This window comes from Streptomyces sp. AF1A (assembly GCF_047340315.1).
GTDB lineage: Bacteria > Actinomycetota > Actinomycetes > Streptomycetales > Streptomycetaceae > Streptomyces.
In genome coordinates this window covers 1-24,425 of sequence record NZ_JBLEBI010000096.1, presented here as the reverse complement: position 1 = coordinate 24,425, position 24,425 = coordinate 1, and the positions used below count along the sequence as shown (strand labels likewise).

At 72.2% G+C, this 24,425-nt stretch carries 17 protein-coding genes; 10 read left to right on the top strand and 7 right to left on the bottom strand.

Annotated elements, in window-relative coordinates:
* Positions 1–86: 86 nt before the first annotated feature.
* Entirely contained in the window at positions 87–500 is a 414-nt protein-coding gene (locus tag ACLU3S_RS23275; protein ID WP_413953873.1) for an organic hydroperoxide resistance protein, read from the bottom strand.
* Positions 501–597: 97 nt separating this feature from the next.
* Here ACLU3S_RS23275 and ACLU3S_RS23270 point away from each other — a divergent pair, with 97 nt between their 5' ends.
* From ACLU3S_RS23270 to ACLU3S_RS23250, 5 genes are all read left to right on the top strand, one after another.
* Entirely contained in the window at positions 598–1,125 is a 528-nt protein-coding gene (locus ACLU3S_RS23270; protein ID WP_413953875.1) for a MarR family winged helix-turn-helix transcriptional regulator, read from the top strand.
* Positions 1,126–2,756: 1,631 nt separating this feature from the next.
* Positions 2,757–4,028, top strand: a complete 1,272-nt coding sequence (locus ACLU3S_RS23265; RefSeq protein ID WP_413953872.1) for a glycosyltransferase 87 family protein — start codon at positions 2,757–2,759, stop codon at positions 4,026–4,028.
* Positions 4,029–4,072: 44 nt separating this feature from the next.
* On the top strand, positions 4,073–5,701 hold the full coding sequence (locus tag ACLU3S_RS23260) for a glycosyltransferase (protein ID WP_413953874.1): 1,629 nt from the start codon (positions 4,073–4,075) through the stop codon (positions 5,699–5,701).
* A 56-nt stretch (positions 5,702–5,757) separates the two neighbouring features.
* The gene (galE, locus tag ACLU3S_RS23255; RefSeq protein WP_413953871.1) at positions 5,758–6,738 is read left to right on the top strand and encodes a UDP-glucose 4-epimerase GalE; all 981 of its coding nucleotides are present in this window, start codon (positions 5,758–5,760) and stop codon (positions 6,736–6,738) included.
* A gap of 59 nt (positions 6,739–6,797) precedes the next feature.
* Entirely contained in the window at positions 6,798–7,742 is a 945-nt protein-coding gene (locus ACLU3S_RS23250) for an ADP-ribosylglycohydrolase family protein (protein ID WP_413953870.1), read from the top strand.
* Here ACLU3S_RS23250 and ACLU3S_RS23245 read toward each other — a convergent pair.
* The gene (locus ACLU3S_RS23245; protein WP_413953869.1) at positions 7,729–8,367 is read right to left on the bottom strand and encodes a TetR/AcrR family transcriptional regulator; all 639 of its coding nucleotides are present in this window, start codon (positions 8,365–8,367) and stop codon (positions 7,729–7,731) included. The genes ACLU3S_RS23250 and ACLU3S_RS23245 overlap by 14 nt on opposite strands.
* Before the next feature lie 206 nt (positions 8,368–8,573).
* Here ACLU3S_RS23245 and ACLU3S_RS23240 point away from each other — a divergent pair, with 206 nt between their 5' ends.
* From ACLU3S_RS23240 to ACLU3S_RS23225, 4 genes are all read left to right on the top strand, one after another.
* The gene (locus tag ACLU3S_RS23240; protein ID WP_413953868.1) at positions 8,574–9,488 is read left to right on the top strand and encodes an ABC transporter permease; all 915 of its coding nucleotides are present in this window, start codon (positions 8,574–8,576) and stop codon (positions 9,486–9,488) included.
* Positions 9,481–10,317 (top strand): ABC transporter ATP-binding protein, encoded by an 837-nt coding sequence (locus ACLU3S_RS23235; protein ID WP_413953867.1) that lies wholly within the window; start codon positions 9,481–9,483, stop codon positions 10,315–10,317. Before ACLU3S_RS23240 ends, ACLU3S_RS23235 begins: the two co-directional genes overlap by 8 nt.
* A gap of 176 nt (positions 10,318–10,493) precedes the next feature.
* Entirely contained in the window at positions 10,494–12,689 is a 2,196-nt protein-coding gene (locus tag ACLU3S_RS23230) for a CDP-glycerol glycerophosphotransferase family protein (protein ID WP_413953866.1), read from the top strand.
* On the top strand, positions 12,686–14,356 hold the full coding sequence (locus ACLU3S_RS23225) for a glycosyltransferase family 2 protein (RefSeq protein ID WP_413953865.1): 1,671 nt from the start codon (positions 12,686–12,688) through the stop codon (positions 14,354–14,356). The genes ACLU3S_RS23230 and ACLU3S_RS23225 overlap by 4 nt, the downstream gene beginning before the upstream one ends.
* A 136-nt stretch (positions 14,357–14,492) precedes the next feature.
* Here the strand turns inward: ACLU3S_RS23225 and ACLU3S_RS23220 are convergent, their stop codons facing one another.
* From ACLU3S_RS23220 to ACLU3S_RS23210, 3 genes are all read right to left on the bottom strand, one after another.
* Positions 14,493–16,007 carry a hypothetical protein gene (locus ACLU3S_RS23220; protein WP_413953864.1) on the bottom strand — a complete coding sequence of 505 codons (1,515 nt, stop codon included), beginning with the start codon at positions 16,005–16,007 and terminating at the stop codon, positions 14,493–14,495.
* Complete coding sequence (locus tag ACLU3S_RS23215) at positions 15,988–16,464, bottom strand: GtrA family protein (protein ID WP_413953863.1); 477 nt, start codon at positions 16,462–16,464, stop codon at positions 15,988–15,990. Before ACLU3S_RS23215 ends, ACLU3S_RS23220 begins: the two co-directional genes overlap by 20 nt.
* A 152-nt stretch (positions 16,465–16,616) precedes the next feature.
* Positions 16,617–21,566 carry an NAD-glutamate dehydrogenase gene (locus ACLU3S_RS23210; RefSeq protein WP_413953862.1) on the bottom strand — a complete coding sequence of 1,650 codons (4,950 nt, stop codon included), beginning with the start codon at positions 21,564–21,566 and terminating at the stop codon, positions 16,617–16,619.
* Between the two features lie 608 nt (positions 21,567–22,174).
* Here ACLU3S_RS23210 and ACLU3S_RS23205 point away from each other — a divergent pair.
* Entirely contained in the window at positions 22,175–22,741 is a 567-nt protein-coding gene (locus ACLU3S_RS23205; RefSeq protein ID WP_413953861.1) for a DJ-1/PfpI family protein, read from the top strand.
* 239 nt (positions 22,742–22,980) lie between these two features.
* On the opposite strand, the gene ACLU3S_RS23200 is transcribed toward ACLU3S_RS23205, so the two are convergent.
* Positions 22,981–23,646 carry an HAD family hydrolase gene (locus ACLU3S_RS23200; protein WP_413953860.1) on the bottom strand — a complete coding sequence of 222 codons (666 nt, stop codon included), beginning with the start codon at positions 23,644–23,646 and terminating at the stop codon, positions 22,981–22,983.
* A 57-nt stretch (positions 23,647–23,703) separates the two neighbouring features.
* Positions 23,704–24,216 carry a DUF6912 family protein gene (locus tag ACLU3S_RS23195; RefSeq protein ID WP_413953859.1) on the bottom strand — a complete coding sequence of 171 codons (513 nt, stop codon included), beginning with the start codon at positions 24,214–24,216 and terminating at the stop codon, positions 23,704–23,706.
* Positions 24,217–24,425 lie beyond the last annotated feature (209 nt).

The following is a 24,425-nucleotide window of genomic DNA, read 5'->3' as shown; positions in this document are numbered from 1 at the left end:
ACCGGCCAGGACGTGCCGGCCTCGGCCTGAACGACCGCACCGGCCGGCGACGCTGCGTCGGCCGGCCGGTGCGGAGTGGTGAGGTGTCACTCGACGACGAGGTCGACCTCGATGTTGCCGCGGGTGGCGTTGGAGTAGGGGCAGACCTGGTGGGCGCTCTCGATCAGCTTGCGGCCGGTCGCCTCGTCCACGGTGTCGGGCAGCTCGACGCGCAGGGTCACCTTCAGCCCGAAGCCCTCGCCCTGCTTGCCGATGCCGACCTCGGCGGTCACCGCCGCCTCGCTGACGTCCACCTTCGCCTGGCGGCCGACGAGGCCGAGCGCGCTGCCGAAGCAGGCGGCGTACCCGGCGGCGAAGAGCTGCTCCGGGTTGGTGCCCTCCCCGTTGCCGCCCAGCTCCACCGGCGGAGCCAGCTTGAGGTCGATCCTGCCGTCGGAGGAGACGGCACGGCCCTCGCGGCCGTGGGTGGCAGTGGCGACGGCGGTGTACAGCGCATCCATGAAGACCATCCCTTGACGAAGTCGGTGTTCCGGCGGCCGCTGTTCCGGCCGCCGCACGACCACAAGTAGAGCACACAACTAAGTTGTGCACAACCGAATGGCCCACCGGAGCTACCCTGGACCCATGAGCACCTCGCCCACCGCCTACGAGGCCGACTGGCTGCGCCTGGACCGCCAGATCTGCTTCTCGCTGCACGCCGCGTCCCGCGCCTTCAACGGCGTCTACCGGGTGATCCTCAAGGACCTCGGGCTCACCTACCCGCAGTACCTGGTGATGCTGGTGCTGTGGGAACAGGGCGACCTGCCGGTCAAGAAGCTGGGCGAGCAGCTGCGGCTGGACTCCGGCACGCTGTCCCCGCTGGTCAAGCGGCTGGAGTCGGCCGGCCTGGTGCGGCGCGAGCGCAGCACGCAGGACGAGCGGTCGGTGCAGGTGCGGCTGACCGACGAGGGCGCGGCCCTGCGCGAGCGGGCCCTGGAGGTGCCGCGGCGCATCATGAGCGCCACCGGCTTCGACCTGGCGGAGATCGTCGACCTGCACGAACGGCTCGACCGGCTCACCGCCGCCCTGGACGCCGCCGCGGCGGCGGAGGCCCGGGCCGGGCGGGCGCTAGCGGAACGGACGTAGAGCCGTACGACGGTCCGGCCCACCACGGAACCGTCGCCGGCCGCGAAATCGTCCCGCAGCACGGCGAGTTCGGCCCGCTCCACGGGGCTGCGCGGTGTCCGCCGCCCGGCGAGCAGGGACCGGTCGCCGACGACCCAGAGCCGGGCGACCCCGGCCAGCCGCCGGCGCAGCTCCGCCGGACCGGCCTCCTTCCCGTACAGCGTCCCGGACCCATCCGCCGCCTGCGCGAGCGCCACGTCCCGCACCCCCCGGAACGCGCCCGGGTACGCCAGCGCGGTGTTCCGCAGACGCGACGGCAGGTACAGCACCGCGTCACCGCTCCGCATCCGGTGCGACGCGGCCCGCGCGACGGCGGCGAGGTCGTCCGGCCGATGCGCGGGGCTGCGATCCGCCCGCAGGAGCGGGAACTGGTGGGCGAGGACGAGGGCGACGGCGAGGACGCCGACGAGCGTGATCCAGGGGGACCGCGCGAGACGGTCCCTGTCCGGCCGGCCGCCGGACGGCCGCCCGAGCGCACCGGCCACCACCCGCTCGGCCCCCGCGCCGACCAGCAACGGCGCCCCCGAAAGGGCGTACAACACATAGCGGTCCACGTACAGCGGCGAGACCTGCGACACGAGCATCAGCGCGACCGGCGGCACCACCGTCAACGGCAGCGCCACCCCCGCGCAGGTGAGTCTCCCGCGCTCCCCCGCCAAGCTCGCCGATCCCACCACGGCGAGCCCCAGACACACCCAGAACACCCCCGCGGTCGGCCCGAGGAACGTCCACAACAGCCCCTGGGCCGCATCCGCCGTGGGCCTTCGCAGCCAGGCCAGCTGAGCCGCCTGCCTCCGCGACACCACCGCCATCGGCACCAGGGCGAGGACGACCGGCACCGCCGCGCTCGCCCACCCCCGCCACACCCTCGCCCCCGCCCGGGCAAGCGCCAGCGACACCGCGTGGGCGAGCAGCACCAGGACCGCGAACTCGTGCAGCCAGCAGGTGACGCCCAGGACGGCGCCGTACGCCCGCCAGCGGCCGGCGCCCTGCACGGCCCGGACGAACAGGAGCGTGGCGCAGGTGGCGCCGGCCGCGACCAGGGCGTACGAGCGGCCCTCCTGGGCGTAGTGCCCGGCCATCGGGTGCACGGCGTACAGCAGCCCGGCCCACAGCCCCACGCGCGGCCGCAGCAGCCGGGCGCCCAGCGCGGCCACCAGTCCCGCCGTCGCGGCCGCCCCGCACACCGACGGCAGCCGCAGGACGACCTCGCCGGGGTGGACCGGGAGGACGGCGTGCACGAGGAGGTAGTAGAGGCCGTGCACCGCGTCCACGCCGTGCAGCAGCCGCCAGATCTGCGGCACCGTGCGCCGTGCGACCTGGAAGGTGACGGCCTCGTCGCGCCACATCCCGCCCCGGTCCAGGCCCCAGAGCCCGAGCGCCAGCATCACCAGCGCGGGCACGCCTGCCGTAGCCGCGGACACGACGGCCGCCGCTGTGGCAGCCCGGCGCGAGCGGGTTCGGCGCGACGGGGGTTTCATGGCAAGCCCGACGTTCACCATGGCCCGATCTCTTGTGATTAGCCAACCTTCGGGAGTCATTGCGGCGTATCGGCGCGGATACCGGATACGCGCGGCTTACCCTCCCACGTGATGAACCGCCTCCGTGTCACCCTCGGCCCGGTCCTCGCCCTCACCGCCGGGTGGCTCCTCACGCGTGCCCTGATGCTGTGGCTGCTCGGGCACGACGGCTCTCCGCTGCTCGGCGGGGGTGCGGTGGCCCGGGAGGTGTCGCGGCTGTACTTCCGCTGGTACGAGGTCCTCGCGCACGGCTCCTTCCCGGTGCACGACACGCTGTGGCAGTACCCGCCCGGCGCGGGCGTGGTCCTGCTGGCGCCGTCCCTGGTACCGGGGTTGACGTACTTTCAGGGGTTCGTGGCGCTGACGCTGACCGCGGACGCGCTGATCACGGCGGCGCTGGTCCGCGCGGGCGGGCGGCCCGGGCGGAGCCTGCTCGGCGCGGCGGTGTGGACGGGGGGCCTGCCGCTGCTGCTCAACCTGCCGCTCGCCCGGTACGACGTCCAGGTCACCGCCTTCGCGGTGCTCTCCCTGCTGACGCTGGGGCGCTCTCCGCGCGCGGGCGGTGTGCTCGGGGCCCTGGGTGCGCTGGTGAAGGGGTGGCCGGTGCTGGTGCTCCTGGGCACACCCCGCGGCCGGGCGAGCCGCAGCGCGTGGGGGTGGGCGGCGGCCGCCGGGGCCCTCGCCACGGCCGCCCTCGCCGTATCGTTTCGTCACCCGCTGTCCTTCCTGAGCGGGCAGAGCGGTCGCGGGGTCCAGATCGAGTCGCTCGGCGGTACGGCGCTCAACCTCGCCCGGCACGCCGGCTGGCCCGGCCGGGCCCGCTACCAGTACGGCGCCATCGAGTTGGTCGGCCCCCACGCGGACGCCGTCGCCACCGCCTCCCTCGCGCTCACGGCCGTCGCCCTCGGACTGCTGGTGCTCTGGCGGGTGCGGGCCCGGCACTGGAGCGAGGCCACGCCCCACGACGCGGCGCTGTGCGCGGTGCTGCTGTTCACGGTCACCAGCCGGGTGATCAGCCCGCAGTACATGGTCTGGCTGCTCGGCCTGGCCGCCGTGTGCCTGACCTCGCGGCACACCGGCCAGCGCCCGGTGGCCGTGCTGGTGCTGGCGGCGTCGGCCCTGAGCACGGTGGTGTACCCGCTGTTCTACGGTGAGGTGATGGCCGGCACCTGGACCGGGTGCCTGCTGCTGCTCGGCCGGAACGGGCTTCTGGTGGCCGCCGCGCTCCTGTCCTTCGTCCGGTTGTGGCGCACCGCGGGGCCGCCGGTGGCAAAGAGGTCGAAAACGAGGGAACCCCGACCCGATTCAGACCGTCTTCCGGACCGAACACCAAGCCTCTCTTAACGGGGTATTACCTCACATTCTTATGCTCCCGGCCCGTGGACCTCATGCATCCTGACCCGCCAGACCTGCCCGAGACCGCCGCGACACGCCGCTCGCCGCAGGTCGGTGTCGTCGTGATCGGCTACAACGACCGCGCCCACGTGGGCGATGCCGTGCGTTCGGCGCTCGCCCAGGGCCCCTCGGTCGCCGAGGTCGTCGCGGTGGACGACTGCTCCACCGACGGCAGCGCCGACGTGCTCGCCGAGCTCGCGGCCGAGGACCCCCGGCTGCGGGTGGTGCGCCGGGAGGAGAACAGCGGCGGCTGCGGCACTCCGCGCAACACCGGGATCGACGCGGTGACCGCGCCGTACGTGATGTTCCTGGACAGCGACGACGTGCTGCCGCCGGGTGCGGTGGACGCCCTGCTGACGGCGGCCGTCCAGGCGCGCGCCGAGGTCGTGAGCGGCCTGTGCGTGCGCAGGGAGCTGCCGTCGGGGCGCGAACAGCCCTGGCAGGAGCCCCTCTACACGGCGCACACCGTCCTCGGGCGCCCCGCGCAGCGCCCCCGACTGGTCCACGACACGCTGTGCGTCAACAAGCTGTATTGCACCGACTTCCTGCGCGAGCACGGCATCCGCTTCCCCGAGGGCCGCTTCCTGTACGAGGACATCGTCTTCACCGCGCGCGTGCTGGCCGCCGGGCCGCGCATGGCGCTCGTACCGGACCGCGTGTACGTGTGGCACGTGCGCCGGTCGGCCGAGCAGCTGTCGCTCTCCCTGGACCGGGGGCACATCGACAACTGGAAGGCGCGCACGGGGGCGTGCGCGCTGGCGTACGACATCCTGCTGGCCGCCGGGCAGAAGGAGCTGGCGCGGGCGGCGCGGGCCAAGTTCCTGGACCACGAGGTGCGCATGTATGCCCGCGAGCTGGGCCTGCGCGACGCGCACTACCGGCGCGCGTGGTGGACGCACACCCGTGAGTACCTCGCGCGCTACGACGCCGCCGACTGGGAGCTGAACCCGAGCGCCCCCGGCCGGGTGCTGGCCCGCGTGATCCTGGAGTCCGCCGAGCCGCGCGATCTGCCGCGGCTGCGGGAGCTGGCCGCCCGCCCGGCGCGCCTGCTCCCGCCGTACGCCCACACGCCGGACGGGGTCCCGGTCTGGTCCGACGACCTCCCTCAGGTCACCCTCGCCCCGTTACTGACCCGCCCGATCAGCGTGCTCCCGCTCGCGGTGGACGCGGAGCTGCGCCCCCGCGCGCGGGCCACGACGCTGCGGCTCCGGCTGCACGAGCTGTACGGCAGGGTGGCCGAGGCGGGCCCCCGCGAGCTGGACGTGAGCTGGCACTCCCGGGAGGGCGACCGGACCCGGGGGCGTGCGACGGCCGCCCTCACGCCTTCGGGCGCCGACGTCTGGTCGGCCGACGTGCCCGTCGACCTGGCGGGGCTTGGGGCGGGCACCTGGGACCTGCGGCTGACCGTGCGCTTCGCGGACGGCGCGCAGCGTGAGGTCACGGCGCACGCCCTGGCGGGCGCCGGCCGCCTGCGCCGGCGCGCGGTTCCGAGCGTCCGGCACGGCGTGCTCCTGGTGCAGCCGTACGCCACGCACTCCGGCGCGCTGGCACTGCGCGTGGCGACCGGCGTGCGCGGTGTGACGAAGGTGGTCCGCGACCGGCTCCGCCGCCTGCTTCACTGAGACGGACTCCTGCTTCACTGATACACAGGGGCCAACTGACGAGGAGACGGCCGCACATGACATGGCTGATCACCGGCGGCGCCGGATACATCGGAGCGCACGTCGTACGGGCGATGACCGAGGCGGGCGAGCGCACGGTCGTCTACGACGACCTGTCCACGGGCATCGCCGAACGGGTACCGGCCGAGGTCCCGCTGGAGCGGGGCTCCGTCCTGGACGCGGACCGGGTGGCCCGCGTGCTCGCCCAGCACGAGATCACCGGGGTCGTGCACCTCGCGGCGAAGAAGCAGGTGGGCGAGTCGGTGGAGCGCCCGCTGTCCTACTACCGCGCGAACGTGGAGGGCCTGCGCGTCCTGCTGGAGGCCGTGACGAACGCCCAGGTCCCGTCGTTCGTCTTCTCCTCCTCGGCCGCCGTCTACGGCATGCCGGACGTGGAACTGGTGACGGAGGAGACCCCGTGCCGCCCCATGTCCCCCTACGGCGAGACCAAGCTGGCCGGCGAGTGGCTGGTCCGCGCCACGGGCCGGGCGACGGGCCTCGCCACCGCGTCGCTGCGCTACTTCAACGTGGCGGGCGCGGCCACCCCGGAACTCGCCGACACCGGCGTGTCCAACCTCGTCCCGATGGTCTTCGAGAAGCTCACCGAGGGCGCGGCGCCGCGCATCTTCGGCGACGACTACGCGACCCCCGACGGCACCTGCGTCCGCGACTACATCCACGTGGTCGACCTGGCCGAGGCCCACGTCACCGTCGCCCGCGCGCTGCGCTCGACCCCCGGCACCGATCTGACCCTGAACATCGGCCGCGGCGAGGGCGTCTCCGTCCGCGAGATGATCGACCGCATCAACGCGGTCACCGGCTACGACCGCCCCCCGACCGTCACCCCGCGCCGCCCCGGCGACCCGGCCCGCGTCGTCGCCTCCGCCGACCGCATCGCCACCGAACTGGGCTGGCACGCCAAACACGACACACAGGACATGATCACCTCGGCCTGGGAGGGCTGGCTGCGCCTCCACCCGGAGGCGGCCCGCGCATAGCCGCCCGGCCCGCCGCCACGGACCCTGCTCGACAGGCTGAACGGCCGTACGCTGCCCGGGTGATCCATCCCCCGCAGACGGAGCGCGCCGTCGGCGCCGTGATCGGTTCCGCCGTCGGCGATGCCCTGGGCGCCCCCTTCGAGTTCGGGCCCGAGGGCGCCTTCTCGGCCCGCTTCCCGCGTCCCGGCCACGGCGGTGAGATGTGCGGTGGCGGCGGCTGGGACCCGGGCGAGGCGACCGACGACACCCAGATGGCCGTCCTGGTCGCCGAGTCGCTGCTGGAGCGCGGCGGGTTGGACCCGGCCGACGTGTTCCACCGCTTCCGGCGCTGGGCGGCGGCCGGCCCGAAGGACATCGGCCTGCAGACGGAGGCCGTGCTGACCGGCGGCGACCCGTGGGACACGGCCGCGACCCGGCACTTCCAGGTCAGTCAGCGCGCCGCCGGGAACGGTGCCCTGATGCGGGCGGCGCCCTCGGCGGTGTACTTCGCCCGGCACGGCCGCGCCGCCACGCTGGACGCCGCCCGCCGTCTCTCCGCGCTCACGCACGGAGACGCCGCGGCCTGGGAGGGCACCGCCGTGCTCCATGAACTGGTCCGGGTCGCGCTGGCGGGCGGGGATCCGCTCGGCGCCGTCCCGGAGGCGCTGGCCGCGCTCCACCCGGACCACCGGGAGCGGTACGCGGTGGTGCTGGACCCCGGCTGGCACCCCGACCGGGCGACCGAGTTCAACGGTGCGGTCTGGCCCTGCCTGGGCTCCGCGGTCTGGGCGCTGCGCACGACGGGGTCCTATGAGGAGGCCGTCCGCGCGGCCGTCGACCTCGGCGGCGACACGGACACCGTGGGGGCGGTCACCGGGGCGCTGGCGGGTGCGGTGTACGGGATCGGTGCCGTGCCGGAGCGGTGGAGGGGGCCGCTGCACGTGCCGCTCCCCGGATCCGGTGGGCGGGTGCTGCGGGCGCCCGAGCTCGCGGAGCTGGCACGGCGCCTGGTCACAGCGCCTTGAGCGCTCCCGCGGTGGCCCGGGCCAGGTTCTGGAGGTAGCCCTTGGGGAGTTTGGGGGAGCGGATGACCACCGAGCGCCAGTAGAGGGGGCCGGAGATCAGGTCCAGGGCGAGGTCGGGATCGAGGCCCGCGCGGACCTCACCCCGTTCCTCCGCCGCCGCCATGATCTTGCTGGCGACGCCCTCCTGGCCGTCCCGCAGGGCCTTCTGGAAGGCCTCGGCGATGTCGGGGTTGCGGGCCGCCTCGGCCTGGAGGTCCGGGATGATCTGCGACGCGACCGGGTGGCGCAGGGCCCGGGACGTCACCTCGTACAGCAGGCGCAGGTCGCCCTCCAGGGAGCCCGTCTGCGGGACCGGCAGGCCCAGGACGGCCATCGCCGACACCACGTCCAGGACCAGGTGGAGCTTCGAACGCCAGCGCCGGTACACCGCCGTCTTGCCGACGCCCGCCCGCCGCGCGATCCCCTCGATGCTCATGCGTGCGTAGCCGACCGCCGCCAGTTCCTCGAAGACGGCCGCGCGGATGGCCTCCGTCACGTCCTCCCGGAGCACGGCGGCCCCGGCGGGGGTCCTGCGGCGCGCACGCGTCGGAGACTCGTCGGCGGGTTCGGCGGCGTTGGTGGTCATGCGAACAAGCATAGGGCGTTACGACGAAACGGTTGCGTTCCGACGTCGGTTGGTTCTACGCTCACGTTGCGACGATACGGTCCCGTCCCGACGTAAGAGAACGTGAAGAGAAGCGTAAGGAAAACGCCGGACGACGCGACCGGTATGCCGCTGTCCCGGCGACAGCCGGACGCAGCACCCCTCTCCCCCGAGCGAAAGCAGCGGATGTGAGCCAGGTCCTCGACACACCGCCCCCGACCCAGGCCCCGGCCGACAGCGACCTCGCCGCGCTCGCCGCCCGGCACGGCCTGTCGGTCAGCGGCGCCCGCCCCTCGTTGCCGCAGTACGTCCGCCAGCTGTGGGCCCGGCGCCACTTCATCACCGCCTTCGCCACCGCCAAGCTCACCGCGCAGTACAGCCAGGCGAAGCTCGGCCAGGTCTGGCAGGTGATGACCCCGCTGCTGAACGCGGCGGTCTACTACTTCATCTTCGGCGTGCTGCTCGGTACCAAGCACGGCGTCCCGGACTACGTCCCGTTCCTGGTCACCGGCGTGTTCGTCTGGACGTTCACGCAGAGCTCGATCATGGCGGGCACCCGCGCGATCTCCGGCAACCTCGGCCTGGTGCGCGCCCTGCACTTCCCGCGCGCCGCCCTGCCGATCTCCTTCTGCCTCCAGCAGCTGCAGCAGCTGCTGTTCTCGATGGCCGCCCTGGTCGTCATCCTGCTCTGCTTCGGCGTGCCGGTCGCCGCCTCCTGGCTGCTCGCGATCCCCGCGCTGGTCCTGCAGTTCACGTTCAACGCCGGCGTGTCGATGCTCATGGCGCGCTGGGGCGCCAAGACCCCGGACATCGCCCAGCTGATGCCGTTCGTGCTGCGCACCTGGATGTACGTCTCCGGCGTCATGTGGAGCATCGACAAGCTCACCAAGAAGGACCACCTGCCCCACCTGGTGACGGTCGTCCTGGAGACCAACCCGGCCGCGGTCTACATCGACCTCATGCGGTTCGCGCTGATCGACAGCTTCCACGCCCGCCAGCTCCCCCCGCACGTGTGGGCGGCGGCCACCGGCTGGGCCCTGCTGGCCGGCGTCGGCGGCTTCATCTACTTCTGGAAGGCTGAGGAGACGTACGGCCGTGGCTGAGCAGACCGAGCACACCGAGAAGATCCCCACCGTCGTCGCCGACGCCGTCGACATCGTCTACCGGGTCAACGGCACCGGCGCCGGCCGCGGCTCGGCCACCGCCGCCCTCAACCGGATACTGCGCCGCGAGAGGGTCGAGAAGGCGGCCGGCGTGCGCCGGGTGCACGCGGTGAAGAAGGTGTCGTTCGTCGCCTATAAGGGTGAAGCCATCGGCCTGATCGGCACCAACGGCTCCGGCAAGTCGACCCTGCTGAAGGCGGTCGCCGGACTGCTGCCGGTGGAGAACGGCCGCATCTACACCCACGGCCAGCCCTCCCTGCTCGGCGTCAACGCGGCACTGATGAACGACCTGACGGGTGAACGCAACGTCCACCTCGGCGGCCTCGCCATGGGGATGACCCGGGAGCAGGTCAGGGACCGCTACCAGGACATTGTCGATTTTTCGGGGATCAACGAGAAGGGCGACTTCATCACCCTGCCGATGCGGACGTACTCCTCCGGCATGGCGGCCCGGCTACGCTTCTCCATCGCCGCCGCCAAGGACCACGACGTCCTGCTGATCGACGAGGCCCTGGCGACCGGCGACCGGCACTTCCAGAAGCGTTCGGAGCAGCGGATCCGCGAGCTGCGGGAGAAGGCGGGCACCGTCTTCCTGGTCAGCCACAACAACAAGTCGATCCGCGACACCTGCGAGCGGGTCCTGTGGCTGGAGCGCGGCGAGCTGCGCATGGACGGGCCGACCGAGGACGTGATGAGGGCGTACGAGGACTTCACGGGCGACAAGACGGACAGGACGGCGAAGAAGGCGGCCCCGAAGAAGGCCGTGTAGACGGAAGCGGGAAAGAAGCCGCGTAAAAACCCCGGAAGGTGCAACCCGGGACTCGGGAAGTCGCTCTTCCTTTTCGAGCCCGGTCCTTACTCCGGGCGAGGCCATCCCTTTCATCCTCTTAGTGACAGTATGTTATGAAGGGTGCCCACAGCGACGAGCCGAAGGAGTCCACTGCGATGCCCCAACTCAGCGTCATCGTCTACGGACCGAACGCACAGGGGCATCTGACGGAGCTGCTCGACTCGCTCGAGTCCCGTCCGCTGCCCGACGCCGAGGTCGTCGTCGCCGCTGTCGGCGACTGGGCGCGTGAGACGGCCGAGGGCCACGCCCCCGAGACGATCGTCGTCCCCCTTCCGGACGGCACCGGCGACGCGGCGGCCCGGGCCGCCGGCGCCGCCCGCGCCTCCGGTCGCTGGCTGCACTTCGTGCACGCCAAGGACGGCCTGCCGGCCGGTGCCGCCCGACTGATCGCCGAGCGGGCCGCGGAACTGGACGACACGGTCGACGTCCTGCTCTTCGACCACCTCACCACCACCTGGCAGTCGGCCGCCCGGCCCTCCCGCGACGGCCGCTTCCTCGCCGCCGTCGGCCGCGCGGGCCTCCCCCTGGACGAGGCCGCGGACCTGCTGCGCCTGACCCCGCTGCTCGGCAACCGCGCGGTCCGCGCCGCGTTCTGGCGGGCGAACGAGCAGCAGCTCACCACCGACGACGAGCCGCACGCCGCGCACGGCACCCTGCTGCGCGCCGGCCGCGTCGCCTGCCTGAACCAGGTGGCGTACGAGAACCGAGAGCTGCGCCCCGAGAGCCTGCCGCCACTCGCCCCCGAGGACCGGTTCGCGCTCATCGAGCGCTACGAGTCCCTGCTCCCGCTCGCCAAGGACCGCCGCGCCGCCCGCGCGGTGCTGTACGACCTGATGATGCGGGACCTGGTGCGCACCTTCGCCGGCGAGAACCTGCCCGAGGCGGTGGCCCGCGAGTTCTTCCGCCGCGCCTCCCTCGCCGCGGTCCGCTGGCGCCCCGAGCGGCACGAGCGCCCGGCGGGCGTCGAGGGCGTACGGCACGCCCTGCTGGAGGAGGGCGCGTACACCAAGTACCGCGCGTTCCAGGCCGCCAACCGCACCCGGCGCGCGGCCAAGCAGGCCGTGCGGACCCGCAAGCGCCAGGTGGGCGCGAAGGTCCGCGACCAGCAGTACCGGCGCGCGCTGAGCCGCCCGGTCAATCCCAACCTGGCCGTGTTCGCCGCCTACTGGGAGCGCGGGGTGGCCTGCAACCCGGCCGCGATCGCCGGCAAGCTCGCCGAACTCGCCCCGCACATCCACCGGGTGTGGGTGGTGTCGAAGGAGAACGCGGCCCTGCTGCCGCCCGGCACCGACCACGTGGTTCCCGGCACCCGCCGCTACTGGGAGATCCTGGCCACCGCCAAGTACCTGGTCAACAACGTCAACTTCCCCAACGCGGTGGTCAAGCGCCCGGAGGCGGTCCACCTCCAGACCCATCACGGCACCCCGCTCAAGCGCATGGGCCTGGACCAGATGGAACACCCGGCCGCCGCCAAGGGCCTGGACTTCGCCGCGCTGCTCGCCCGCATCGACAAGTGGGACTACAGCGTCAGCGCCAACAGCCACTCCACCCGCATGTGGGAGCGCGCCTACCCGGCCCGCTACACCTCCCTGGACTACGGCTATCCGCGCAACGACGTCTTCTACACGAGCGGCGCCGAGGAGGTCCGCGCCGCCCGCGAACGCCTCGGCATCCCGCCCGGCAGGACGGCGATCCTCTACGCCCCCACCCACCGCGACTACGAGGCCGGCTTCACCCCGCGCCTGGACCTCGCGGCCCTCGCCGACCGGCTCGGCGAGGACACGGTCCTGCTGGTGCGCGCCCACTACTTCTACGGCGGTGCGGCCTCGCCGCTGACCGGCCTGCGCCGCTCCGGCCGGATCATCGACGTCTCCTCCTACGACCCCGTCGAGGAGCTGTGCCTGGCCGCCGACGCGCTGGTCACGGACTACTCGTCGATCATGTTCGACTACGCCAACCTGGACCGCCCGATCGTCGTCTACGCCGACGACTGGGAGACCTACCGCACCACCCGCGGCGTCTACTTCGACCTGATGACCGACCACCCCGGCCGGGTCGCCCGCACCCAGGAGGAGCTGACGGAGATCTTCCTCTCCGGCGCCTGGCGCGACGACAGCGCGGCGAAGGCACGGGCCGCGTTCCGGCGCCGGTTCTGCGAGTACGACGACGGCCGCGCCGCCGAACGGGTCGTACGACGGGTGTTCCTGGGCGAACCGGAGGAGTCGCTGCCACCGGTGCTCCCGCTCGAGGAACGCACCCCCGCCCCGACCCCCGAGGAGGTTTCGGCATGACGACCACGACCCCTGACGTCACGGTCACCGTCATCGTCTACAACGACGCCGCCCGCCTGCCCCGGGCGGTCGCCTCGCTGCGCGCGCAGACACACGCGAACATCGAGATCATCATCAGCGACGACCACTCCACGGACGACACGCCCGCGGTGGCACGCCGGCTGGAGGCCGAGGACTCCCGCGTCCGCTATCTGCGCCTGCCGGAGAACAGCGGCGGCTGCAGCGCCCCGCGCAACCGGGCCATCGAGATCGCCCGGGCGCCGTACCTGATGTTCCTCGACAGCGACGACGAACTCCCGCCCCACGCGGTCGAGTCGCTGCTCGCCGCGCACCGCGAACGCGAGGTCGACTTCACCATGGGCGCGGTCCGCCGGGTCCGGGTGGACAACGGCCGCCGCACCACCTGGATGCCGCATCTGGTGGCCGAGCGCCGCACGGTGGAGGGCATCGAGGCGGACCCGCGGCTGTTCTTCGAGCACCTGTCGACGTCCAAGATGTACGCCCGCTCCTTCCTGGACCGCCACGAACTCCGGTTCCCGGAGGGCATCCACTACGAGGACCAGCTGTTCTCGGCGCAGGCGTACTGCCTGGCGAGGGCGTTCACGATCATCCCGGACCCGGTGTACGTCTGGTACATCGACCCGTTCGCGACGGCGGCCTCGGCGTCCATCTCCAACCAGCGGCACAAGGTCACGAACGTCCGCGACCGCGTCCATGTCCAGCGCCTCATCGACGACTTCCTGGTGGAGAGCGGGCACGCGGGGCTGCGCACGGACAAGGACTACAAGTTCCTCAAGCACGACTTCCGGATGTACGCCGGCGACCTCCCCTACCGGGACGAGGAGTGGCTGCGGGCCTTCGCCGACATCATGAACCCCTACCTGGAGACCCTGTCTCCCGGCGCGTACGACCGCCTGCCCCGCCCGGAGCGGGTGGTGCTGGAGCTGCTGCGCGAAGGCCGCCTGGCCGAGGCGCAGCTGGCCGCGCGCGGGCTGGGCCAGGAGGTGGCACCGCGTCAGGTCACGGCCGACGAGGCGGGCGTCCCGTACTGGGGCCAAGGCGTCCCGGACACCGACCGCGGCCGCCGGGAACTGGAGGTCACGGACCTGGAGTTGGACACCCGTCCGTTCCCCACCGCCCTGTTCCGGCACGAGATCACCGAGCTGACCCGCGGCAGCGGGGCCGCGCTCACGCTGGCCATCCGCACCTACGACCCCGGGCTGCGGCTCCCCGTCGGCCCCCAGCGCGCGGGCCTGGTGCTTGCGCCCGGCGGGCGCCGGATGACGGTCCCGTTCCGCCTGGACCCGGTCAGCCCCGGCGTCTTCGAAGGCAGCGTACGCCTGGACCTGGCCTCCGCCCCGATCCCCCTGCAGGGCTTCGAGGGCATCCGGCACCCGCTGGTCCGGCTGAACCAGCAGGGCCTGTCGAACTCCGGCGTGCTCCTGGCGCCGCTCGACTTCCCCACGGCCACGACCCGCGTCGAGTACCGCTCCGGCGCGACCCCGCACGAGGTCACCGTCGAGCCGGAGGGCCGCAACCCCGGCCGCCTGCAGATCCGCTGGCGCCCGGTCGGCGTGACGGCCACGGTCATCCGCCCCGTCGTCAACAAGATCGCCCGCCCCCGGGTCCGCAGGGCAGCGAAGCTGGTTGCAAGCGTGTTGAGGTGATTCCGGCGGGGTTCGCGGCGCCGTCGGACCGCAGGTCCCCGGGCGACCTCGGGTCCGCGCCGGGTTGCTCGCGCAGTTCCCCGCGCCCCTGGGGAGTCGCCGTCACCACATGCCCACAGCGTGCCGCCGCCGCGGCTCAGGGCACCACCCGGTACAGGACCTGCTGGGCGGGGCCGGTCGTCACCTTCCGCAGGCCCGGGCCCGCCAGCCACCGTGGGCCGACGACCCACCGCACCCCGTACTCCCGCACGATTCCCCGCCGCACCTCGGGAGTCGTCCGCGCGTCGAAGTAGCGGCTCACCGCCGCCTCCCGCCACGCGGCGTCCCCCAGGAACACGTCCGGATACCCGGGCGCCACGGTGTACGGGCCGTACGCAGGAATCTGCCGCGAGGGCACCGTACGCGCCATCACGACGTCCCCGTACTTCACCCACGGCGTGATCCAGTGGTAGCCGACCCACGGCGCCTCGTACTTCCTCGCGAGCACCGAGGGCAGCGCACCCTTCCCCGTCACGTACCCGAGCATCCCGGCCTGCGACCACGCCCCCACCGCCAGCGCGACGCCCAGCACACACGCCCACCCGATCCGCAGGGCCCGTCTCCCGGCCGACACCACCTCCAGCGCGGCAGCGAGCTGCGCCGGGATCAATGCGGCGGGCAGGGCGCGGCCCCAGGAGTAGTGCCCGGTCAGCCCGCCCGCGGCGAACACCAGCACGCCGAGCAGGAAGAAGACGGCCAGCGGGTCCCAGCGGTCGCGGCGCAGGCGCAGGGCCAGCGCCGCGACTCCCAGCAGCACCAGCCCGAACCGCTCGGCCAGGTGCTGGTACAGCGGCTTGTGGATGGCCTCCAGGTCCGCCCCCGCGGAGAACAGCGCGAAGAAGTCGTAGTACGGCCACAGCCACAGCAGCACCGCCCCGAGGGCCAGCCCGGCACCCACCCGCAGCCACACCTGCCGGCCGGGCCGCGCGGCGATCACCGTGGCCAGCGCGCCGAGCGTGGCGACGACGCCCGTGAACTGGTGGCACAGCAGGATCAGCGCCCACAGCGCGCCCAGCCCCAGCCATCCCGGCCACGCGGCCCGCGCCCGCAGGGCCCGCGTGAGCCATGCCCAGAAGTGGAAGGTGAGGCCGAGAGCGAAGACGCTCGGGTACGACACCGTCAGCGCGAGGGAGTTGAGGCCGACGAAGCCGCTCCAGTTGAAGACGGCCGTGCCCCACAGCAGGACCAGGCTCAGAAAGGCCAGGGCCGGTGCCGCCCGGTGCGCGCTCAGCGTGCGGACGTACCGCCACACGCCGGTGGCCAGCAGCCCGAGGCCCACCAGCGCTCCGATGCGCAGCACCCGGAACACCGACAGGCCGGTCAGCTTGGCGACGGCGCCCAGCACCAGCATCCACGGCGAGTAGTACGGGCTCGGCGTGTCGGCGTCGACGAGCGGGTTGCCGGGGTGCAGCAGGTCGTGCCGCAGGCGCTGGAGGGTTGCCGCGTGCATGCCCAGGTCGCCGATCCACGGCAGCCGGACGATCACCAGGAGCAGCAACGCCACGACGAGCACGGCGGCGGCATGCGGCAGCGCCCGGCCGGCTCGCGCGGTGGCGCTGGGCGGCTCGGGGCGGCTCACCTGTTCTTCGAGGTCAGACGGAGCGGCGTGCATCCTGCTGGAACACCCAAGTGCGGTAGACGAGGAAACGGAAAGCGGAGGCGACCACAATCGACAGTGCCTTCGCCAGGTTCAATTCCACCACGCCGTGCAGCCCGAGTCCGTGGTAACCGAGCCAGAACAGGCCGCTTTCCATCACCACGCCGATGCCGCTGAAGACGAAGAACAGGGCGATCTGACGAGGAGTGCGCGAGGCCCGGCCGCGATAGGCGAAAAAGCGGAAGCCCAGGTAATTGGTCGCCATCGCGATACAGCTGGCCAGGACGGTCGCGGTCATCGCCTGCCAACCGAAGCCGTGCAGCACCAGGTTGAAGACCAGGAAATTGACCAGGACACCGCTGCCGCCGACGATCCCGAATTTCACGGCCTCCAGCACGACACGGCCGACCGGCCGAGCCGGGGCCGGGGCCGGGGGTGCCGCCGGGCGTGTCTCGGTGAGGTTCACTGTCACACCGCAGACCCTATCCGAAACAGAACGATTAGCAGGAAACGGTAAATTCGCTGATGGTTTTTGCCTAAGGGTCGGCAAGAAACGGAACGCCCCGGGCCGATTTCCCGTCGGCCCGGGGCGTTGTCACCGTCGTACGGCTACCGGTCGTACGACTACGAGTGCGTCCTCAACAGCGTCCGCATCGTGCGCATCGCCACCGAAAGGTTGGCGAGGTCGAAGGTCTCCGAGCTGCGGATCTCCTCCAGGGTGGTGCGCGCCCGGCTCAGGATGGCGGCGTTCTTCTGCTCCCAGGCCTTGAACCGCTGCTCCGGCGTCGAGGTGCCGTTGCCGACCGCGAGGACATCCGCGGTGAGCGACGCGTGGGCCGCGTACAGGTCCTCGCGGATGGAGGCGCGGGCCATGGACTGCCACCGGTCGTTGCGGGGCAGCTCGATGATGCGGTCCATCAGCTCGGCGATGCCGAGGCGGTCGCCGAGGTCGTAGTACACCTCGGCGACGTCCAGCGGCTCCTTGCCCATGCGGTCTGCCACCGAGACGATGTCGAGCGCCGGGAAGGCGGAGGAGAAGCCGGCCACACGCGTGGCGAGTTCGTCCGGCACGCCGGCCGCGGACAGCTCCTCGTACACGTGCTGGTACCACTCCAGGTCCGCGCCCCTGAGCAGCTTCGGCAACTGCTGCCAGACCTGCTCGACCCGCTCGGCGAAGAACTCGACCGTCTCGGCGAGCTGCAGCGGCTGCGGACGGTTGTTCAGCAGCCAGCGGGTGCCGCGCTCGACCAGGCGGCGCGAGTGCAGGCGGATGCGGGTCTGGACGGCCGCGTCGACCTGGTTGTCCAGCGCCTCGACCGCGTCCCACACCGGCGCCGAGCAGAAGATCCTGCGGGCCACGGTCTGGGCACGGACGATCTCCTCCAGCGAGGCGCCGGTCTCCTCGCGCAGGCGGTGCAGGTACGTCGTACCGCCCGTGTTGACCGTGTCGTTCACCAGCACGGTGGTGGTGATCTCGCGGCGCAGCGGGTGGTTGTCGATGGCGTCCGGGAACCGCTCGCGCAGCGCCGTCGGGAAGTAGGCGTGCAGCAGGCCGCGCAGGTAGGGGTCGTCCGGCAGCGAGGTGCCCAGCAGCTCCTCGGCGACCGTGATCTTCGTGTACGCCAGCACGACGGCCGTTTCCGGGCCGGTCAGGCCCTGGCCCTGCGCGAGGCGCTCGCGGATCTGCCGGTCGGTCGGCAGGAACTCCAGCCCCCGGTCCAGGTGGCCCTCGCGCACCAGGTGACGCAGGAACCGCTGCTGGGCGTGGAGCATGTCCTTGGCCTGGAACAGCGCGTTGGCGATGGCGATGTTCTGCGCGTAGTTGTTGCGCAGGACCAGCGCGCCGACCTCGTCGGTCATCTCGGCGAGCAGCTTGTTGCGCTGCTTCACCGTCATGTCCCCGTCCGCGACCAGGCCGTTCAGCAGGATCTTGATGTTCACCTCGTGGTCGGAGGTGTCCACACCGGCGCTGTTGTCGATCGCGTCCGTGTTGATCTTGCCGCCGTGCATGGCGAACTCGATGCGGCCGAGCTGGGTCAGGCCCAGGTTGCCGCCCTCGCCGACGACCTTGACCCTGAGGTCGCTGCCGTTGACGCGGATGGCGTCGTTGGCCTTGTCGCCGACGTCCGCGTTGGACTCCGCGGAGGACTTCACGTACGTGCCGATGCCGCCGTTCCACAGCAGGTCCACCGGCGCCTTCAGGATCGCCTTCATCAGGTCGGCCGGGGTCATCTTGGTGACCTTGTCCTCGATGCCGAGGGCCTCGCGGATGTGGGCGTTGACCTGGATGGACTTGGCGGTGCGCGGGAAGATCCCGCCGCCCGCCGACAGCAGCTCGGTGTTGTAGTCGGCCCAGCTGGAGCGGGGCAGCTCGAACAGGCGGCGGCGCTCGGCGTAGGAGGTGGCCGCGTCCGGGGTGGGGTCGATGAAGATGTGCCGGTGGTCGAAGGCGGCGACCAGGCGGATGTGCTCGGAGAGCAGCATGCCGTTGCCGAACACGTCACCGGACATGTCACCGATGCCGACGACCGTGAAGTCCTCGGACTGCGTGTCCACGCCCAGCTCGCGGAAGTGCCGCTTGACGGACTCCCAGGCGCCGCGCGCGGTGATGCCCATGCGCTTGTGGTCGTAGCCGGCCGAGCCGCCGGAGGCGAAGGCGTCGCCGAGCCAGAAGTTGTAGCTGTCGGCGACCTCGTTGGCGATGTCGGAGAAGGTCGCGGTGCCCTTGTCGGCGGCGACGACCAGGTAGGTGTCGTCGCCGTCGTGCCGGACCACGTCCTTGGGGGGCACGACCTCGCCGGCGACCATGTTGTCGGTGATGTCGAGCAGCGCCGAGATGAACGTCTTGTAGCTGGCGATGCCCTCGGCCAGCCAGGCGTCACGATCCTGCACCGGGTCCGGCAGCTGCTTGGCGACGAAGCCGCCCTTGGCGCCGACCGGCACGATGACGGTGTTCTTCACCATCTGCGCCTTGACCAGGCCCAGGATCTCGGTGCGGAAGTCCTCGCGCCGGTCGGACCAGCGCAGGCCGCCGCGGGCGACCTTGCCGAAGCGCAGGTGCACGCCCTCCACCCGCGGCGAGTACACCCAGATCTCGTACGCCGGGCGCGGCGCGGGCAGGTCCGGGATGGCCTGCGGGTCGAACTTCATCGACACGTAGTCGTGCGGGTGCCCGTCGGCGCGCCGCTGGAAGAAGTTCGTGCGCAGGGTCGCCTTGATGACGGTCAGGAAGGACCTGAGGATGCGGTCCTCGTCGAGGCTCGCCACCTGGTCCAGGGCGGCGTCCAGCTCCTCCAGCAGGGCCTCCACGATCTCCAGGCCGGCCTGCTGGCGCTCCGGGGACATCCGCGCCTCGAACAGGGAGACGAGGAGCCGGGTGGTGTGGACGTTGTTGCGGAGGGTGTCCTCCATGTAGTCCTGCGAGAAGGTCGACCCGGCCTGCCGCAGGTACTTGGCGTAGGCGCGCAGCACCATCGCCTCGCGCCAGGTCAGCCCGGCGCTGAGGACGAGGGCGTTGAAGCCGTCGTTCTCCGCCTTGCCGGTCCAGGTCGCCGCGAACGCCTCCTGGAAGCGCTCACGCCCGTCGTCGCCCAGGTAGTCGCCGTTGCCGCCGCCGAGCGACTTCGGGATGCGCAGGCCGAAGTCGTAGATCCAGGCGGTGGCGCGGTCCGCGCAGCGCAGCTCGTACGGCCGCTCGTCCACGACGTCGACGCCGAGGCGCTGCAGCACCGGCAGCACCGCGGTCAGGGAGACGGCGTCGCCCTTGCGGTAGATCTTGAAGCGGCGCTCGTCGGGGGCGGCGCCCACCGGCTCGTACAGGCTGAGCGCGAAGTCGTTGCCGGGCTCCTCGCTGAGCCGCTCCAGGTGGATCAGGTCGGCGACCGCCGCGCGCGGGGTGTGGTCGGCCTTGTAGCCCTCGGGGAAGGCGCTGCTGAAGCGGCGCAGCAGCTCGGCGGCGCGCTCCTCGCCGCACTCGGCGTTCAGCGCCTCGGCGAATCCGTCCGCCCAGGAGCGGGCGGCCTCGACCAGGCGGGCCTCGATGCGCTCCCTGTCGGCGTCCGACAGCTCGGGCAGCTCGGTGCCCGGCGGGACGCGGACGACGAAGTGCAGCCGGGAGAGGATCGACTCGGTGTTCCACGCGGTGAAGTCGACGCTGATGCCGCCGAGTTCCTCCTTCAGGATGTCGATGATCCTGAGCCGGACGCCGGTGGTGTAGCGGTCGCGCGGAAGGTAGACCAGGGCGGAGTAGTAGCGGCCGTACTCGTCCTGCCGCAGGTACAGCCGCAGCCGGCGGCGCTCCTGCAGGTACAGCACGCTGGTCACGATGGACTGCAGCTCGTCGACCGGCGTCTGGAACAGCTCGTCGCGCGGGTACGTCTCCAGGATCTGCAGCAGGTCACGACCGTCGTGGCTGTGGGGCGAGAAGCCGGCCCGCTCCAGGACCGCGTCGACCTTGCGGCGGATCACGGGGACGCGGCGCACGGACTCGGTGTAGGCGGCCGAGGAGAACAGGCCGAGGAAGCGGCGCTCGCCCACGACGTTGCCGTCCGCGTCGAACTTCTTCACACCGATGTAGTCCAGGTACGACGGCCGGTGCACGGTGGCCCGGCTGTTCGCCTTGGTCAGCACGAGCAGCTTGTGCTCGCGGGCCTTGGCGCGCGCGTCGGCCGGGAGCCGCTCGAAGGAGGGGCTGACGGGGTGCTGGTCGTCCTCGGAGTGGTGCGGGTCCGAGCGCAGTATGCCGAGACCGGTGCCGGGGACGGCGGCGAGGGTGTCGTCGTCGCGCAGCTGGTACTCGCGATAGCCGAGGAAGGTGAAGTGGTCGTCGGCGAGCCAGCGCAGCAGCTCACGGGCCTCCGCGACCTCGGGTCCCGGCAGGTCGGCGGGGACGGGCTCGCTCTCCAGGTCGTCGGCGATCCGGGTCGCCGCGTCCCGCATCTTCTGCCAGTCCTCGACGGCCTCGCGCACGTCGGACAGGACGCGCAGCAGATCGGCGGTGATCTGCTTCAGATCGGCCCGGTCGGTCTCCCGGTCGATCTCGACGTGGATCCAGGACTCGACGTGCGCGTCGTGCGGAAGGTCACCGGTGGGCTTGGTCGGCAGGATCTCGAGCAGCTTGCCGGTGACGTCGCGCCGGACCACGAACTGCGGGTGGATCACGACGTGGATGCCGCGCCCCTGCCGCGTCAGCTCGTTGGTGACCGAGTCGACGAGGAACGGCATGTCGTCGGTCACGACCTCGACGACCGTGTGGCTGCAGGTCCACCCGTTCTCCTCCACGGTCGGGGTGTGGACCCGTACGTTCGCGGTGCCCTGGGGGCGCATCTCCGCGAGCCGGTAGTGCGAGACCGCGGCGCCGAAGACGTCGACCGGGTCGCGGTCGGCGAGGTCTTCCGGGGCGGTGTGCAGGTAGTAGCGCTGGAGGAACGTGAGCACGGATTCGCTGTCCGGGGCGCCCGGGGTGCCCTCGCCCGTCGTCCCGGTCGGTAGGTGCCCCCCGACCGGGCTGTTCTCAGCTACCCGAGAGGCCCTTTCGAGCAGCTCGGCCTTGGCTTCGTCCAGCTTGGTCTGCATTGTCCTCTGGCTCCTGTCGCGCGCCGTTGCGTGACGTAGAAGGAAGTACGGTCTCTTCCCCAGCGGCTGGACGCCCCGTCCCGGGGTGTCCGGACCGATCAGACGCTATGCCGCCGGGTGAGATGAGCGGGGGGTATTCGGCCATTCTCGACACGACTACCGGGTGTGACGCTGCTCTCGGCACCGTCGCGCTCGGGGCCGTGCCAGGCGTCCTGGGGGCATCCGCGGCCCCGTCCCGCCCGCGAGGACCAGCGACCGCCGCCCGGTCACGGAGGTGCTCCGTGCAACCCGGGCGCAGGGCAGGAGCAGGATCGCCCCCGCGAGATATCGCGCTGATCACGCCACAAGGCTATCCCCACTCACCCCGTGGCCGTCATGAGCCGTATGTGTACAAAACACGGGGTCGAAGTTTGACGTTCTGCACAGCACCGGGCCGGCGACGCGTGGCCTAGCCGCACCGCCGCCCGCCGGGCGACGCATCCGGTCGCGTCCCGCGGTCTGCCGCCGCACTCTGAAAAGCGACGGGCCCCCTTGGCAAGCACGGCCGGCGGAGGCACGTTGCCCCAGACAGTGCGCCCCCGCCCAGGAGCCTTTCCCGAGGAGCCGACATGCCCGCGAAGATCCTCATCGTCACCGGCGACGCAGCGGAGTCCCTGGAAGTCCTCTACCCCTACCAGCGCCTGCGCGAGGAAGGCTACGACGTCCATATCGCGGCTCCCACCCGCAAGACCCTGCGCTTCGTCGTCCACGACTTCGAACCCGGCTTCGACACCTACACCGAGAAGCCCGGCTACACCTGGCCCGCCGACCTCGCGTTCGCCGAGGTCGACCCCGGCGAGTACGCGGCCCTCGTCATCCCCGGCGGCCGGGCCCCGGAGTATCTGCGCAACGACCCCGAACTCCGCAAGATCCTCAAGGCCTTCTTCGACGCGGACAAGCCGGTCGCCCAGATCTGCCACGGTCCCCTGCTCACCGCGGCGATCGACAGCCTGCGCGGTCGCCGGGTCACGGCCTACCCGGCCCTGGAACTCGACATGCAGGCCGCCGGAGCGGGCTTCCAGGACGCCGAGGCGGTCGTCGACGGCACCCTCGTCTCGGCGCGCGCCTGGCCGGACCATCCCGCGTGGATGCGGGAGTTCCTCACGGTGCTGCGCTCGAAGGCTCCGGTGAGCTGAGGCCGACGTACCGGCGCGGGCAGGGGCCCTCCCGGGCCTCGCCCGGCGGGAACGGGGTGCCGCAACCGCGGGAAGGCACCGGTGAACCGAGGCCGTCGTACCGACGCGGCTGGGGCCCTCCCTGGCCTCGCCCGGCGGGAACGGGGTACCGCACCCGCGGGAAGCCTCTCGTTGAGATCATGCCGGGCCCGCGGGCCCGGCCACCGCGCCCTGATCCGGCCTGATCCCAGCAAAAGACACTAGGCCGCCAGCCGCTGCGCGACCTGCACCGCCTCGGCCAGCGTGTCCACGACGGGCACGCCGACCGCCTCCAGGCTGGCCCGGCTGTGCGATCCCCCGGTGTACAGCACGGCCTCCGCCCCCACGTGCCGCGCCGCCACCGCGTCGTCCGCCGCGTCCCCGATGACCACGGTGCGCGCCGGTTCGACCCGCGCGAGCCCCTGCAGATGCCGCACCATGTGCTCGGCCTTGCTCCCGCCGGAGGGCCCCGTCCGCCCGTCGACGCGTATGAAGTGCTCCTCGATCCCGAACCCCCGCACGAGCGGCACCAGGTCCGCGTGCCCGTACATGCTCAGCAGCGACTGGCTGTGCCCCGACGACCGCCACCCCGCCAGCAGCTCCTCCGCGCCCGAGGTCAGCGAGCAGCGGCTCCGGTGCTCGGTGTAGTACCGGTGGAAGACCGCGTCCATCAGCTCCCACTCGGCCTCGGTCGGCAGCCGGCCGAGCAGCCGCTCGTAGAACTTCGGCACCGGGACGCAGTACAGCGCCCGGTACTGCTCCAGCGTGATCGGGTCGAGCCCCAGCTCGGCGAAGGCCGCGTTCGTCGCCCCGATGATCGCCTCGTTGTCGTGGAACAGCGTCCCGTTCCAGTCCCAGACGATGTGCGCGCTTGCCACTTTCCCCATGACCAAGACCGTACCCGCCGCCACTGACAATCGCGGCGGCGGAGCCATCCGGCCGGCTCAGCCCTCGCCGACCAGGTTGGGGATCTCCTGCGTGGCGTACCACAGCAGCTCGTGGTCGTCCGCGCCGTCCACGACGAACTGCGCGTCGTCGTCCCCGCCGTCGGCCGCCTCCAGCGCCCCGGCCGCGGCGGCCACGTCCGGCTCCGCGTCGTCGGCGTCGACGTGGACCGCCGCCGCCTTGGCGAGCGGCACCGTCGCCGTCACGGTCACCTCGCCGAGCGCGGCCGGATCGAGCCCGCGGTCGGGGTCGGCCGTGGCGGCGCCGTCGGACACGTCGACGGCGACCACGACCCGGCGCCGCGGCGCTTCCGGGTCGGCCGCCACGAGCCGCAGGGAGGCCAGCGCGGCCCGGCTGAGCGCGGCGTACTCCAGTTCCTCGATGTCGTCGGAGAGGTACCACTCGCGCAGCGCGGGGGTGATGGCGTACGCGACGAAGGGACCGGTCCCCAGCTCACCCTTCTTGTGCGCCTCGGCGAGACGGGGGAGGGTCAGGGGGACGTAGACGCGCATGCCGGCCGCTCTTTCCTGGTCAAGGGCTCCGCTGGGGTCCCGGGGTCAGGGCCGCTGGGCCCGCCTCCCGCAGGGCTTCAGGATACGGTGCGGCTGTCCCCTTTCGGGTCCCTGCCCGCCCCCGCGCACGCGTCAACTCCGCGCCGCGCAGCTCACCCGGGACACCCGCTCTCCTCCGGGGTTCCGGCCTCCGCCCGTCCCACTGATGA

Coding starts and splice junctions, on each gene's coding strand:
- ACLU3S_RS23225 (WP_413953865.1), top strand. CDS start 12,686: ATGACGACCACGACCCCTGACGTCACGGTCACCGTCATCGTCTACAAC.
- ACLU3S_RS23195 (WP_413953859.1), bottom strand. CDS start 24,216: ATGCGCGTCTACGTCCCCCTGACCCTCCCCCGTCTCGCCGAGGCGCAC.
- ACLU3S_RS23275 (WP_413953873.1), bottom strand. CDS start 500: ATGGATGCGCTGTACACCGCCGTCGCCACTGCCACCCACGGCCGCGAG.
- galE (WP_413953871.1), top strand. CDS start 5,758: ATGACATGGCTGATCACCGGCGGCGCCGGATACATCGGAGCGCACGTC.
- ACLU3S_RS23220 (WP_413953864.1), bottom strand. CDS start 16,007: ATGCACGCCGCTCCGTCTGACCTCGAAGAACAGGTGAGCCGCCCCGAG.
- ACLU3S_RS23260 (WP_413953874.1), top strand. CDS start 4,073: ATGCATCCTGACCCGCCAGACCTGCCCGAGACCGCCGCGACACGCCGC.
- ACLU3S_RS23205 (WP_413953861.1), top strand. CDS start 22,175: ATGCCCGCGAAGATCCTCATCGTCACCGGCGACGCAGCGGAGTCCCTG.
- ACLU3S_RS23270 (WP_413953875.1), top strand. CDS start 598: ATGGCCCACCGGAGCTACCCTGGACCCATGAGCACCTCGCCCACCGCC.
- ACLU3S_RS23265 (WP_413953872.1), top strand. CDS start 2,757: ATGAACCGCCTCCGTGTCACCCTCGGCCCGGTCCTCGCCCTCACCGCC.
- ACLU3S_RS23230 (WP_413953866.1), top strand. CDS start 10,494: ATGCCCCAACTCAGCGTCATCGTCTACGGACCGAACGCACAGGGGCAT.
- ACLU3S_RS23210 (WP_413953862.1), bottom strand. CDS start 21,566: ATGCAGACCAAGCTGGACGAAGCCAAGGCCGAGCTGCTCGAAAGGGCC.
- ACLU3S_RS23200 (WP_413953860.1), bottom strand. CDS start 23,646: ATGGGGAAAGTGGCAAGCGCGCACATCGTCTGGGACTGGAACGGGACG.
- ACLU3S_RS23245 (WP_413953869.1), bottom strand. CDS start 8,367: ATGACCACCAACGCCGCCGAACCCGCCGACGAGTCTCCGACGCGTGCG.